10 protein-coding genes are annotated in these 13683 nt (G+C 61.8%); 3 read left to right on the plus strand and 7 right to left on the minus strand.

Annotated features, from left to right (window positions below):
- Nucleotides 1-24: 24 nt before the first annotated feature.
- From LT42_RS12825 to LT42_RS24895, 3 genes are read right to left on the minus strand one after another with little or no spacing between them, the layout of a single operon-like run.
- On the minus strand, nucleotides 25-756 hold the full coding sequence (locus LT42_RS12825; protein WP_037017226.1) for an SDR family NAD(P)-dependent oxidoreductase: 732 nt from the start codon (nucleotides 754-756) through the stop codon (nucleotides 25-27).
- A 26-nt stretch (nucleotides 757-782) separates the two neighbouring features.
- Nucleotides 783-1520 carry a sulfotransferase-like domain-containing protein gene (locus LT42_RS12830; protein WP_037013598.1) on the minus strand — a complete coding sequence of 246 codons (738 nt, stop codon included), beginning with the start codon at nucleotides 1518-1520 and terminating at the stop codon, nucleotides 783-785.
- Nucleotides 1517-2620: a transaldolase family protein gene (locus LT42_RS24895; RefSeq protein ID WP_160176719.1), complete on the minus strand. Its 1104-nt coding sequence runs from the start codon at nucleotides 2618-2620 to the stop codon at nucleotides 1517-1519. Before LT42_RS24895 ends, LT42_RS12830 begins: the two co-directional genes overlap by 4 nt.
- A 676-nt stretch (nucleotides 2621-3296) precedes the next feature.
- Here LT42_RS24895 and LT42_RS12840 point away from each other — a divergent pair.
- Nucleotides 3297-3839: a cytochrome b gene (locus LT42_RS12840; protein ID WP_037013600.1), complete on the plus strand. Its 543-nt coding sequence runs from the start codon at nucleotides 3297-3299 to the stop codon at nucleotides 3837-3839.
- Between the two features lie 46 nt (nucleotides 3840-3885).
- Here the strand turns inward: LT42_RS12840 and LT42_RS12845 are convergent, their stop codons facing one another.
- The 4 genes from LT42_RS12845 to LT42_RS12860 form a co-directional block, all read right to left on the minus strand.
- Nucleotides 3886-5112, minus strand: a complete 1227-nt coding sequence (locus LT42_RS12845; protein WP_037013602.1) for a cytochrome c biogenesis protein DipZ — start codon at nucleotides 5110-5112, stop codon at nucleotides 3886-3888.
- A 243-nt stretch (nucleotides 5113-5355) separates the two neighbouring features.
- On the minus strand, nucleotides 5356-6474 hold the full coding sequence (locus LT42_RS12850; RefSeq protein ID WP_276209549.1) for an HlyD family secretion protein: 1119 nt from the start codon (nucleotides 6472-6474) through the stop codon (nucleotides 5356-5358).
- Between the two features lie 110 nt (nucleotides 6475-6584).
- Complete coding sequence (locus tag LT42_RS12855; RefSeq protein ID WP_037013605.1) at nucleotides 6585-8264, minus strand: MFS transporter; 1680 nt, start codon at nucleotides 8262-8264, stop codon at nucleotides 6585-6587.
- A gap of 120 nt (nucleotides 8265-8384) precedes the next feature.
- Nucleotides 8385-9599: an XdhC family protein gene (locus LT42_RS12860; RefSeq protein ID WP_037013607.1), complete on the minus strand. Its 1215-nt coding sequence runs from the start codon at nucleotides 9597-9599 to the stop codon at nucleotides 8385-8387.
- A 301-nt stretch (nucleotides 9600-9900) separates the two neighbouring features.
- Here LT42_RS12860 and egtB point away from each other — a divergent pair, with 301 nt between their 5' ends.
- Both egtB and LT42_RS12875 read left to right on the plus strand, forming a co-directional pair.
- Nucleotides 9901-12048, plus strand: coding sequence for an ergothioneine biosynthesis protein EgtB (egtB, locus tag LT42_RS12865; protein ID WP_037013609.1), 2148 nt, complete (start codon nucleotides 9901-9903; stop codon nucleotides 12046-12048).
- Between the two features lie 536 nt (nucleotides 12049-12584).
- Nucleotides 12585-13682, plus strand: a complete 1098-nt coding sequence (locus LT42_RS12875) for an enoyl-CoA hydratase/isomerase family protein (RefSeq protein ID WP_037013613.1) — start codon at nucleotides 12585-12587, stop codon at nucleotides 13680-13682.
- Nucleotide 13683 lies beyond the last annotated feature (1 nt).

Below are 13683 nucleotides of genomic sequence, written 5' to 3' on the forward strand. Positions count from 1 at the left end.
GAACAAGGGTGGCGTTGCCAATGACTAGCGCGGGTACGCGCCGTTATCCACGGCAATGACTTTGCCGGTCAGGTGCCGGCTTTGCGCCGACAACAAAAACAGGATGACGTCGGCCACGCCCTGCGGCTGGAGCGGTGCGTCGATGATTTCCTGGCGCTCGTACTCCCGGCGCCGGTGCTCGGGGATGCGATCATGAATGGACGTGTCGCGAACCAGCGCCGGCGACACCGCGTTCACTCGGACACGGGGCGCGAAATTCCAGGCATTGGCCTTGGTCAGCCCGATGACCCCGGCCTTGGTCGCGCCATACAACGCGTCCATGCTGCCGACCTCACCGGCGACGGAGGTGACGTTGACGATACTGCGCGAATGCGTCGCCCTGGTTTCACGACGGGCGAAGTCCTTCGACAGGTAGATCAGCGACTTCAGGTTGACCGCCCAGATCTCCTCCACCTCCTCGTCGCTGTAGTCGTACACGCTTTTGCCGTGATACACCCCGGCGTTGTTGACCAGTGCCTCCAGTGCACAATGGCGATGACGGTCGTACAGATCACCAATGAAGGACTGGTAGACATGCGGCCGGGAAAAGTCCGCCAGATGGGTTTCCAGCCGGTGCGTTGGCAGACGGGCCTGCAGGGCTTGCAGCCCGAGGCGGTCCTTGTCGGCAGCAATGACGTAATAACCGGCCTCGACGCAGGCAATGGCGGTGGCCTTGCCAATGCCATTGGCCGCGCCGGTGATCACAACCTTCTTCATGGCGGTGTCGGGGATGACGTCCTGGTTCATGGCTGTACCTGCTGGGTGAACTGATTCATGCGTTCGTAGAACGGGCGATGACGTTCGTAGTGGCCAATCAGGTGAGGAGGAAGACGCAGACAATCCGCCCCGGTCTCCTTCGGGTCCGGCCTGATCGCGGTGCTGTTCTCGGCATCCTTGTGCCAACAGCGCCACGCCTTCCATTGCTCGGGACACGCCGGCGCCCAACTCAGCGCCTGGGGCAGGAACTCCAGTTGCAGGTACTCGCAGAGCTTGCGTAGCGTGTATTCGGGATGCCGGGCGAGGTCCTCGGCGTTGATCACGTACGGGATTTTTCCGGTGATCCGGGTGACCGCGCAGAAAATCTCGTGCAGCGCCTGATGGCCGATGGCATGCACCGGCATGTGCGCAAAGATGGCGTGATGAGACAGGATGGCGCGCGCGGGCTCGCGGATGATGAACACGTGCTGCTGCTCGCGCAGAAATGCGTCATCGGCTTTCAGCGCATCGACGCAGTGGTAACACATGTCCTTGTGAAAGACGTTTGAGCGCTGCCTCGCGGTGCGCAACATCGCCTTGATCGCTTCATAGTCACGCGGCATGTCGCCATTCAGGTCGTCATGGGGAATGGCCGACCGGGCGTCAAAGGCCATGTACGCAAACGGTTCATGAAACACCTCGAAATCACCGCGTTCGATAAACACCCGCTCCAGCACGGTCGAGCGAGAACGCGGATGAGCCCACAGGGCGATCATGCGGTTCATGCGCGCTGCTCCATGCCAGTGTGACGGGGCGCCGAACGGGGCACACAGTCAGGCCCGTCGAGGGTGTCGCTGACAAACCGGTGCAGGCGCTCAACACCACGACGCGCGTCATTGGCTGCGGTCAGAAAGGCCGGTTGGCGGGCGAACTCGTCGGCCGCAAGACCGCCTTCGAAATACACCTGATTGAAATAGGACAGGCCGAGCAGACGGTCGAGCACCTTGTCCGGTATCGCCAGCCACTGCGGCGACGGCTCGATCGGCCGCCCCGACTGTGCGCGGCGCACGAGGAACTCGAGGATGGCCGGCGTCAGCGTATAGAGCGTGGTTTCGGCCCCGGTGCGCTGCAAGTGCCAGCAGTGCTCGCGTCCGCGCGCGTCGGTGTCGACCTTGATGCTGCACAGCAGCAGTCGGGCTGGCGTGTCGCGCCGGCGCATCAGCGCCTGCATCGCTTGATACACCGCCAGTTCAGCCCAACGCATGTCCGTACGGGTCAGGTTAATGCGATTGCTGCGTGCCTGCCGCACGAACTCCACCTCCGACCCCAGGCGCCCGATCATGAAGCTCACCACGTAGCGCGCCCGCTTCAGATTCACCCCGTTGGCCTGCGCTCGTTGTCGGCCGGCGTGAATGGCTTTCAGGCAGGCATCAAGCTGCGAGACCGAAAAGCAGAAGGTGTTATTGATGGAACAGCCCTGCGCGACCAGGTGTTCGATGGCGTGATAGCCCTGCGCGCTGCCCGGAATCTTGATCATGATATTGGGCGCCAGCGCGGCCAACTCCAGGCCGCGCGCCACCAGTGCGTCGCGGTTCATCCAGTGCCCGCCTTCGATCTGCGCCGACAGCCAGCCCGCCTGATGCCGCGATTGCCTGAACAGCGGCAGTAGCCGCTCTGCAGCCTCAACGATCGACTGATCGTAGAGCCTGGCCACTCGCGCATGGGCGGGCATCGTCGACGGCACCGCGTTGAGGACATCCCGGTAATGCGCCGCATGGTTCATGACCGCCTGACTGATCAATACCGGGTTAGTGGTGGCGCCACTCAGGGCCGAGCCCGGCTGACCCCATTCTTGCGGGAGAAGGTCTGCGATAAATGCCTGCATACCTGGATAGCTCCGCAACAACTTGAGACGGCAGTCGTTATATATAACAGGCGAAGAATCAAACCAGACTTCCGAGTCGGAGTTATAATGTTTTAAAAGCTGAACGAAGCCCGAACCATCCATGAAGATGCCCTTCCTTTGTCATGAGAACACGGAAATCGAAGCCCACATGCAGCACGGGCAAAATGCCAGCTTTTTCAAGCTAATAGTCGGATGACTGGGGCTTCGAGACCTTACGATGGATCCAATCGGACAACCTGTCAAACGCAATTCAGTGGATTTTTAATGCCGAATTGGAATAAGAAGTTTAATCGTGCGTCTTAGTAGCTGCAGAGGGCATGAGTCAGTCCGAGGCCCTTTTTCGGAGAGATTCAAATGGATGAAATCATATGAGTGCCGCGTTACTTATAAAAACAATAAGCCGTTCACTTATATCAATGACCACGTGCTGAATAGGCATGCTTCTCACGTTAGTTGTAGATCTAACAATAAGTGTGATCAATGGAACATGCGCATTGCCTCAACGGATAAATGCACGCCTGGGCGTGTTCGATCACACATGTCACTCGACGGCCGCCGAGCGTTGGGTTATGAAAGCGAGACGGCAACCACCGCACCGGCCCGGTTTTAACAGCCGGACCGAAATAGATCAAAAAACAGACCAAGAGACCTGACCGTGAGCACACCTTCCGACACCCAACGCTACAGCTACAAGGCCCGCTGGTTTCACTGGGTCATGGCCGTCCTGATTGTGCTGGCCTATGCGCTGATCCTGAGCCGTACACAGCTTGCCCGAGGCAGCGACGCCCGCACCTTCGTTGTGCAGACGCATTTCTGGGTCGGTATCGTCGTGCTGGTGATGGCTTTCTTCCGGGTTGCCGAGCGCCGCCGTCACACGCCGCCAGGTATTACCCCGCCACTTGAAGGCGTGCTGCGTCTGGCGGCCACGCTGTCGCATTACGCGCTTTACGCTTTCCTCTTCGCACAACCCCTGCTGGGTCTGTTTACAGTGCTGCTGGAACGCGGCGCCTTGCCAATCCCCCTTACCGGGATGAGCATTCCTGCGCCCTTCGACATGTCCAAAGACACCGCCGAGACGCTGGAGCACTATCACGTCTTGCTCGGCACTATTTTTTACTACGTCATTGGCCTGCACGTGATCGCGGCCGTCTGGCACCACTTCGTGCGCAAGGACAACACGGTCAGACGTATGGTGTGAAGGCGGCCTGGCGCGAGCAGTTGCCCCGCTCAGCGCCGGGCTCCGATCAGGCGCGTGGGGCGGGCGCGGCCATGCGAGCCTCATCAAGAAGCCCGCGAATAACCTGCTCCTGTTCTTCGTACGCGCCTTCCCCGAAATGGCTGTAACGGATCTGCCCCCGGGCATCGACAAGGTAGTGCGCAGGCCAGTATTGGTTGTCGAACGCGCGCCAGATCGCATAGTCATTGTCGATCGCGATTGGGTAGTTCAGGCCCAGCCTGGCCACGCTCTTGCGCACGTTGTCGATGACCCGCTCGTAGGGGTATTCAGGCGTGTGGACGCCGATGACCACCAGACCGTCCTTCTCGTACTTTTTCGCCCATTCGTTAACGTGCGGAATGCTGTGCCGGCAATTGATGCAGTCGAATGTCCAGAAGTCGACGAGCACCACCTTCCCGCGCAGGGATTCGGAGGTCAGCGCGGGTGAATTGAGCCACGCCAACGCGCCGGATAACGACGGCATCTCGCCCTGGCTGCTGACGTCCGGCGCCGCAGCCGCTTTCACGCTGCTGACCACATAATCGATGGCCTTGGGCACGCTGCTCAGCAGCCGCTGCTCGACTGCCGCTGCGGACTCGGACGACGTCCCGGCCAGGAGCTGATTCTGCGTGCCGGTGGCAATGCCGACGGCCACCAGCAGTGCCGCGAGACCAGCGCTGCGACGCAGCCAGGCGGTCACGGGCAGCGACAACTTCAACCGCGCCAGCAAACCGCGCCCGGCAAAGATCACAACACCCAATGAAACCGCGCTGCCCAGCCCGTACGCCAGCAACAGCAAGCTGGTCTGCGGGTTGGGCCCTTGCAGCATCGCCCCGCTCAGAATGATCCCAAGAACAGGGCCGGCGCAGGGCGCCCACAGCAACCCCGTGGCGACACCTATGAGCACCGAGGCAAAAGGTCCTGACAGCCGCCGCGTGGCGGGGTCGAGGCGATTGCCCAACGCTACCAGCGGCAGCGTCAGCCAATGGCTGACCCGCGCGCAGAGCAGCGACAGTGCGAACAGCACGAGGACCACAAGCGCGACGTCACGACCGATGCCGTTGGCGGCAACCACCCAGTCGCTGCTGACCACTGCGAGGCTGGAAACCAGAGCAAAGGTCAGCATCAGCCCTAGCAGCGTCATGAGAATCGACGCTGCCGAACGATCCGCGCGGGCAAAGAGAAACGGCACAACCGGCAAGATGCAGGGGCTGAGCACGGTAACGATGCCGCCCAGAAATGCGATCAGGAACATGGACGTTCACCTCCAGCGGAGGCGCCGCCTGGAGCGCGGGCGAAGAGAAGATCAGGTGTAAGGTTTTTCCAGTTCATGACGGGGCCCCGGGCGATGAATGCGTTGGATTGAAGTCATCGAGGGCAATCGCCTCGATGGCGTCATTCAACGCCCGGGAAGTGTCGTCGATGTGTCCCGACCGCAGGCCAATGGATCAACGAGTGTCTGGCCCGCATTGCGATACACCGCGATACACGAAGCGCATCAGCGGTGCCTGTCAGCCGAGTCCACCGTTCCGTCTACCGGATCAGGCGGCACGGGGCCGTCCTGGCTGGTGTCGATGCTGACCACCACCGACATCCCAGGACGCAACCGGTCCACCTCGGGCTGGTCGTCGTCGATGGTAATGCGCACCGGAATCCGCTGTGCAATCTTGACGAAGTTACCGGTCGCATTGTCGGCAGGCAGCAGGCTGAACTCGGACCCTGCCGCCGGTGAAATGCGCTGCACCCGGCCGTGCATCTTCAGGTTCTCAAGGGCATCGACGGTGAAGCTCACTGGCTGCCCCAGACGCACATTGGCCATTTGGGTTTCTTTCATGTTGGCGATGATCCAGCGCGGCCGCGGGACCAGCGCCATCAACTGCGCCCCGGAGTTGACATAGGCCCCGAGGCGCACGCCAATCTGTCCCAACTGGCCGTCGCGGGGCGCCGTGATGCGCGTGTTAGTGAGGTCGATCCGCGCCAGCTCGATGGCCGCTTCGGCGTTTTTCACCGAGGCCTCCAGGGAGCCACGGTTGACGATCACGGTTTGCAGGTCCTGACGGGAGATTTCCAGCGCCGCCCTGGCCTCGGCCAGGGCCGCTTTCGCCTGAGCGTCCGCTGCGCGCGTGACGTCAAACTCACTTTTCGACACCGAGCCGTCGGTGACCAGCGCCTGACCACGGCGCAGGTCGGCACCGGCCTTTTCACTCTGCGCCTGAGCATTGGCAACGGCCGCCTGACGCTGGGCAATCGTGGCCTCGGCGCTGCGTCGCTGCTGCAGATTATTGGCCAGAGCGGCTTTCTGGATGCCCAACTGCGCCAGTCCCTGATCGAGGCGCTGCTGGTAAATCCGGTCGTCAATGCGCACCAGCAGATCGCCCTGCTTGACCCACTGGAAATCCTGCACCGGGACTTCGTACACGTAACCGCTCAGCTGTGGGCCAATGAGTGTGGTCTGGCCTCGTATCAACGCGTTTTCCGTGCTCTCGATCGGGCTGCTGAAAGGCGGCAACTGCCAGGCGTAAAGCACCACCAGCACCCCGGCCAGGGCGATGCCGCCGAACAGGATCGCCGACACCAGGCGAATGCGGGCCGAACGCGGCTGCGTGGTGGCCGGCATTACCACAGGAGCGGGTGCAGGTGCTGCGGCCGCGGCATGGGGAGGTGTCGAACTGGCGGCCGGGTTGCTGCTGTTATCGCTGCTATCGCCGGTAGGTTTGTCGGATTGAGTCATGAAGAATGAGCGCCAGAAGGTTGAACGGGGGATGCCACTGGAGTCGCCGGGGTAAAGGGCGCCACCGGCTCTGTGGTAATCCACAGCCAGGTCGCACGGCTGGTGATCCAGATCATGGTCAGCACCGCGATGACCGCGATCAGCATGAACACGTCGTTGTAGGCCAGCGTATTGGCTTCACGGGTGGCGGCGGTGGCCAGCGAACGTATGCCCAGGTTGGTGCGGGCTGCCGGATCGGCAATGGCCGAAATATAGGCGCCGCTGGAGCTTTGCAGCCGCGACTGCACCTGAGCGTCGATCAGCGTGACATGTTCGACAATGTGCGCCGAATGGAATTTCTCGCGCCAGACCTGAAAAGTCCCCAGCAGCGCCGAGCCGATCAGGCTGCCGACGTTCTGCGTGATCCCGAACATCACCGAAAAACTGACCATGTTGCGCGGGTTGCTGATCACCCCGCTGATGCCCAGCACTAGCGTCGGGCCGAGAAAAAACGTACCGCCAAACGCCAGCAGGAACTGACTGAAATACATCTGCGGGCCACGGGTCAGGCTGGTCGAGAAGCTGTCCATGCTCGACCCGATGGCCATCAATGCCAGCGAGATGATCAGCGGTTTGAACAAGTGTTGCGGGTTGATCGTCAACGCGCTGATGACCAGCCCGGCAACACTCCCCAGCAGCATGAACAGGTACAAGGTATGCAATTGCTCGGAGCCCTGGTTCAGCCCCTGAAGAAACCCGACAGCGCCGGTCGACTGCTCAGACAGCACAATGCGCGTCAGCAGCACGCCGAAGGCGAAACGAATCATCCGGCCACTGCCCAGCCAGCGAGTGATCAACAGCGGTCGGACGCGATTGTGTTCGATGCACAGCCCGGCCAGGATCAGCACGATGGACGAGGCCAGGGCCATGCCAATCCACGGTTCTTCCAGCCACCACTCGATCCGCCCCAGCGACAGCGCAGCACACAGCGCGGCAAACCCCGAGGCCAGCAGTGCGAAGGTCAGAAAATCGAGTTTTTCGAAGGCTTTGAAGCGATCGCCGGGCGGCAGCTTCAAAATCAGTACACAGCCCAGTGACAGCAGGCACATCCCCAGCTCGAAGAGGTAGAGACCGCGCCATTCGGCGATCTGCAGCAGGTCCTCGGACACCAGTCGCGCCAGCGGTGTGGCCAGCTGCGCGGTGCCCAGCCCGAGCACTAGCGCTTTCATTCGCCATTTCTGCGGGAAGGCCTGAATCATGTAATACAGCCCAAGCGAACTCAGCGCTGCACCGACCATCCCGTGGGCCGCCCGTACCGCGATGGCCGAGCCGATGTCGTTGACGAACAGGTGCGCAAAGGTGACGAGGGCGTACAGCACCAGGAATACTTCAGTGAACGCGCGCAAGCCGAATTGCTGGCGAAACTTCACCAGCAAGAGGTTCATCGAGACGTTGGTCATGACATAAGCGGCAGGCAGCCAGGCGATCTCAGCCTGAGTGGCCCCCAGCGAACCCTGCAGGTATTGGAGGTTGGCCACCACCAGCGCGTTGCCCAACCCACCCGTCAACGCCACGATCACGCCGACGATGGCAAACGCCCAGCGCTTGGGCGTGGCGTGCAAAGGCGTCGACGGCGAGCCCGGCAGTGTCGGCCGCTCGTGAGGTGCCCAGTCGTGGGGTCGGTACTTGTCGTTCATTGAGCAGACCTGATGAATGCCGTGCTGTGACCCCGCGCGGCGCGATATGACTCCCTGGCCGCCTGAAAACCTTGATGGACGTTGCGGGCCCCCTCCTGGCCCGCAACGTCACGTTCCACACTAGCTGATCATTCTCAATTCGCGGGTCTTCTCCAGGGTGCGGTCGAGGGTAACGTCGACCGCATGAATGCTCGCCTGCCGGTGCTTGAGCATCCCGCCGTCGCGGCCGTTGAAGACCGCGTTGGCCTCCGCAAGGATCGACAGCGCCACGCTGTCCGGAGCGTCGCCGCCCAGGTCCAACCCGACCGGATAGTGCAGATTGGCGCACGCAGCGGCTTGGCGAGCCTGTTCGGGGAGTTCGTCCAGCAGGCGCTCGGTGCGGCTGCGCGGTCCGAGCTGACCGATATAGCGCGGGGTAGACAGCAGCACTTGGCCGAGCCAGTGACGATCCTGGCTCAAGCTGTGGGTCATCACTACGACTGCGGCGTCCGCCACCATGGCATGCAGTTCGGGCATCGGCTGCAACGGCGCCGAAAGAACCTGATCAGCATCGGGAAAGCGCTGTGCCCGGGCGAAATGCGAGCGCGCATCGATGACGGTAATGTGCCAACCCTGCAAGCGCGCCATGCTGACCAGGGGCATGGCGTCATGCCCGGCCCCAAAGATAACCAGCCGGCGCGGCGGGGCGATGTATTCCAGCAACACTTCAACGGCTCCGTCCGCGCCTTCATAGGTGCGAGTGGCCGAGCGACGGGCGTTGAGCACGGCCTTCAGATCCTCAGCCACCGCCGTTGCCAGCCAGCGCTCGTGCATTTCAATCTGCACCTGTCCGGCTGAACGGATCGCCACCCGCTCGCCCAGAGCCGTGTGACGCTCGCTTTGTGTACCAATGACGGTGGCGAGCGCCGCAGCTGTCCCGCTGGCTTTCACTTCCCGCAGCACGTCGACCACCAGACTGGCAGCCCGCGGCATCCCCTTCTCCTCGGGGTGATCTTCAAACAGCACCCGTTCAAACAGAATGTGCACGGTGCCGTTGCAACCCAGCCCGAAACTGAGCTCGGCATCTTCGAGCTCATCATCATCTTCGCCCGTGCTGTAAGTGCGCAGCGCGGGCTTGCCGCTTGCGGTCAGCCACCAGGCCTTTTTGCTGACATCGCTCTCCAGGCATCCGCCGCTGACGGTGCCGGTCGCTTCGCCCATCGGCGCGATGATCATGCGTGCGCCCGGACGGCGGTAGGCCGAACCTTCGACCTTGACCACCGTGGCGATTACCACGTCCTGCTGCCCGCGTTGCGCGTCTTCAAGCGCCGCCAGCAGACTGGATAGATCATTCATGCGCGTCCCCAAAAACCGGTTGATTCATTTCGGCGTTATTCACTCAATGCTTGCAGGATGCATACAGCAGGCGTGAGCGTCCTGAACGCATGTGCTGTTGTGCTGACTCCCAGTGGCCGCACAGGTTCAGGTGTGCTGCGCAACAGCGCTCACTCATCCAGCGGCTGTTCATCCCTCATTTGGATATTAAGTTGAACATTCGCGGCAAACGCACTCTCAAAGCCTGGATCGCCGTTCCGCCTGACTGCGTGGAATCAATCCACCGGACTGACCAGGCATCGGCTACGCCGGAGAGCACCTGATGACGCGCCAATTACGCCAGCTTCGCGAAACATCCGCCACTCACACGCTGTGCCAGCGTTTTCAGGCCGTGCGCGACCGTACCGAATTTCTGGTTGAGCCACTCAGTGCCGAAGACATGGTGGTGCAGTCGATGCCCGACGCCAGCCCGGCCAAGTGGCACATGGCGCACACCACCTGGTTTTTCGAAACCTTCCTGCTAATCCCCAACCTGCCAGGCTACGCAGTTTTCGATCCGACCTTCGGGTATCTGTTCAATTCCTATTACGAAGCCGTTGGCCCGCGCCACCCTCGTCCGCAGCGCGGTCTGATGACGCGGCCCAGCGTGGATCAAGTGCTGGCCTATCGCAAGCACGTCGATGAAAACATGACGACGCTGCTGATGACGCCGCTGAGCGATGAGATGAGCAGCCTGATCGAACTGGGGCTGGCTCACGAAGAGCAGCATCAGGAACTGTTGTTAATGGACATTCTCCATCTGTTCAGCTTGTCCTCACTCAAACCTGCCTACAGCCCGCGCTGGCCAAAAGACATGTCAGGCCGCCGCGGGCATTTCAAGCCGCTGAGTGCCGGGCTCACTGAAATCGGTCATGACGGCGACGGGTTTGCCTTCGACAACGAAGGCCCGCGTCATACCACCTATCTGCAGTCGTTCGAAATCAGCGATCGGCTGGTCACCAATGGTGAATGGTTGAGCTTCATTGCCGACGGCGGTTATCACACGGCGTCCCTGTGGCTGTCGGAAGGCTGGACGCTGGTGCAGGAACACGGCTGGAATTCGCCGATGTACTGGCAACACGACGAAAACGGCTGGAAGCGCATGAGCCTGCGAGGCCTGGAGGGCATTGACCCCTCTGCGCCGGTGACGCACATCAGTTATTACGAAGCGGCCGCCTATGCCAACTGGGCCGATGCACGCCTGCCCACTGAGGCGGAATGGGAGGCTGCCGCACGCGCGGGCTTGCTTGAACAGGTCGATGACGTCGCCTGGCAGTGGACCCAAAGTGCCTACAGCGCTTACCCGGGCTTCAAGCCTTCGATGGGCGCGGTCGGCGAGTACAACGGCAAATTCATGGTCAACCAGATGGTCCTGCGCGGCGGCGCCAGCGTCACTTCGCCCGAGCATTGCCGTCTGACGTACCGCAACTTCTTCCACGCCGACAAGCGCTGGATGGTGTCCGGCCTGCGCCTGGCACGCGACAGCCGTCAGCCGGGCGTCGTGGACCCCAACGACAGCGAGTTTGCCCGCGACGTGGTCGCCGGTCTCGGCGCACCGGTCAAAACCCTGTCACCCAAATACTTTTATGACGCAGCGGGCTCCGATCTTTTCGAGTCGATCTGCGAGACGGCCGAGTACTACCCGACCCGCGCCGAGACCGGCCTGCTGAAAGGCATCGCCGGGCAGATCGCGGCGAGCATCCCGGCAGGCGCAGCGCTGGTGGAGTTTGGCAGCGGTGCAAGCGAGAAGACTCGTCTGGTGCTGGATGCCGCGCCGCACATTGCGGTGTACGTGCCCATCGACATCAGTGCAACAGCCCTGAACAAGGCCGCGCGCGCTTTGCGCCAGCGCTATCCGGCGCTGACTGTTGCGCCGCAGGTTGACGACTTCACCCGCGTGCTGACGCTGCCCGAAGAAGCGGACGGCCATACCCGCGTAGGCTTCTTTCCGGGCTCGACCATTGGCAATTTCACGCACCAGCAGGCGGTGGATTTCCTTCACCGCGCCCACGACGTGCTGGGCGAGAACGCGCATTTCATCGTCGGCGTCGATCTGGTCAAGGATGAGCAAACGCTGGTCGCGGCGTACGACGATGCCGAAGGCGTTACCGCGCAGTTCAACAAAAACCTGCTGACGCGCATCAACCGCGAGCTGCATGCCGATTTCGACGTGGCTGCGTTCGATCACCTGGCGGTCTGGAATGCAGAGCAGGCGTGCATGGAAATGCACCTGGTCAGCCGCCGGCAGCAGAGCGTTACCGTGGCCGGCCACACTTTCCGCTTCGCCGCCGGTGAACGGCTGCACACCGAGAACTCTCACAAGTTCACGGTGGAATCGTTCACCGACCTGGCCGCGCGTGGCGGGTGGAGCGTCAGTGAGCACTGGGTCAGCGACGCGCCGGAGGTGGCGCTGTTCAGCCTGCGAGCGTGATGGGCAATGCATAGGGGCGATTGCTCCCGCGCATGCTGTAGAACCGAACTGTAGGAGCCGGCTTGCTGGCGAAAGCGTTGTGTCAGCGCCTACACCACTGGCTGACACAACCGGTTCGCCAGCAAGCCGGCTCCTACGGTAGATCGACGGCGCCGCCCAGTTTTACGCACGCCGCGACATCCGTAGAGGCGCTGCTGCCTGAGGTCTCGCACGTCGCGACAGCCGTAGAGGCGTTGCTACTTAAGGTCAAGCACGTCGCGGCAAACGTGGACCCATACGCACCCGCATCTGTAGACGCCGAACCTGTAGGAGCCGGCTTGCTGGCGAAAGCGTCGTTCCATCCACCGCAACAAATGGATGACGCAACGGCTTTGCCAGCACGCCGCCTCCTCCGATGGATGGCTCTCGCGGACATGCCGTACAGGAATCTTAATTGTCATTTGTAAAATGGCGCTGGTAGGATCCGTTAGCACCCTCACGGATTTCGGCAGTCACGCCGGGAATTGAGTAAAACAATAATTAACAGGGAGTCAGCGATGACGGCACAGGTAGCCCCTGCCGAATGCGCGAGCCAGCCACTGGCCTGCGACACCGTTCTGTTCGACGTACGCAATCATATTGGCCACCTCACCCTTAATCGCCCTCAAGGCCTCAACGCCATTGATCTGCCCATGATTCGCCAGCTGCAGTCCCGACTGGACGCATGGGCGAAGGATGACGACGTCTACGCCGTGGTCTTGCGCGGGTCCGGCGAGAAGGCTTTCTGCGCAGGTGGCGACATTCGTTCGCTCTACGACAGCTTCAAAAACGGCCGCACCGAGCATGAGGACTTCTTCGTCGAAGAATATGCCCTCGACCTGACCCTTCATCATTACCGCAAACCCGTCGTCGCCCTGATGGACGGCCTGGTGCTGGGCGGTGGTATGGGCCTGGCGCAAGCCGCCGACCTGCGCGTGGTCACCGAGCGCAGCCGACTGGCGATGCCGGAAGTCGCGATTGGTTACTTCCCTGATGTGGGCGGCAGTTACTTCCTCTCCCGCGTGCCGGGCGAGCTGGGCATCTATCTGGGCGTCAGCGGCGTGCAGGTACAGGCGGCCGACGCGCTGTATTGCGGACTGGCAAACTGGTACCTAGACAGCGCGCGCCTCGATGAACTCGATCTGCAGCTGGATAACCTCAGGTGGAGCCTGACCCCACTCAAAGACTTGCAGGGCACGCTGGCCAAACTGGGCGTGCAGCATCTGCCCGGCCCGCCGCTGGCCAGCCTGCGTCCGGCCATCGATCATTTTTTCGCCTTGCCAGACGTGCCAAGTATCATCGAGCAGTTGATGGAGGTGCGCGTGTTCGATACCCATGTGTGGGCGATGGACACCGCACACTTGATGCAAACCCGCTCACCGCTGGCGATGGCAGTCACGCTGGAGCTGTTGCGCCGCGGCCGGCATCTGACGCTGGAGCAATGCTTCGCCCTGGAGCTGCATCTGGATCGCCAGTGGTTTGAGCGTGGTGACCTGATCGAAGGCATTCGTGCCCTGATCGTAGACAAAGACAAGAAACCGCAATGGAGCCCTTCCAGCGTGCAGGCATTGAATGCCGAGCACGTGGCAAGCTTCTTCAGCGGTCATGAGGCCTGAC

The organism is Pseudomonas lutea (assembly GCF_000759445.1).
In the GTDB taxonomy this organism is placed as follows: Bacteria; Pseudomonadota; Gammaproteobacteria; order Pseudomonadales; family Pseudomonadaceae; genus Aquipseudomonas; species Aquipseudomonas lutea.

Excerpts from the sequence above, each read along its gene's own strand:
- egtB (WP_037013609.1), top strand. The coding sequence starts at position 9,901 with ATGACGCGCCAATTACGCCAGCTTCGCGAAACATCCGCCACTCACACG.
- LT42_RS12845 (WP_037013602.1), bottom strand. The coding sequence starts at position 5,112 with ATGTTCCTGATCGCATTTCTGGGCGGCATCGTTACCGTGCTCAGCCCC.
- LT42_RS12850 (WP_276209549.1), bottom strand. The coding sequence starts at position 6,474 with ATGCCGGCCACCACGCAGCCGCGTTCGGCCCGCATTCGCCTGGTGTCG.
- LT42_RS12860 (WP_037013607.1), bottom strand. The coding sequence starts at position 9,599 with ATGAATGATCTATCCAGTCTGCTGGCGGCGCTTGAAGACGCGCAACGC.
- LT42_RS12875 (WP_037013613.1), top strand. The coding sequence starts at position 12,585 with ATGACGGCACAGGTAGCCCCTGCCGAATGCGCGAGCCAGCCACTGGCC.
- LT42_RS12825 (WP_037017226.1), bottom strand. The coding sequence starts at position 756 with ATGAAGAAGGTTGTGATCACCGGCGCGGCCAATGGCATTGGCAAGGCC.
- LT42_RS12855 (WP_037013605.1), bottom strand. The coding sequence starts at position 8,264 with ATGAACGACAAGTACCGACCCCACGACTGGGCACCTCACGAGCGGCCG.
- LT42_RS12830 (WP_037013598.1), bottom strand. The coding sequence starts at position 1,520 with ATGAACCGCATGATCGCCCTGTGGGCTCATCCGCGTTCTCGCTCGACC.
- LT42_RS24895 (WP_160176719.1), bottom strand. The coding sequence starts at position 2,620 with ATGCAGGCATTTATCGCAGACCTTCTCCCGCAAGAATGGGGTCAGCCG.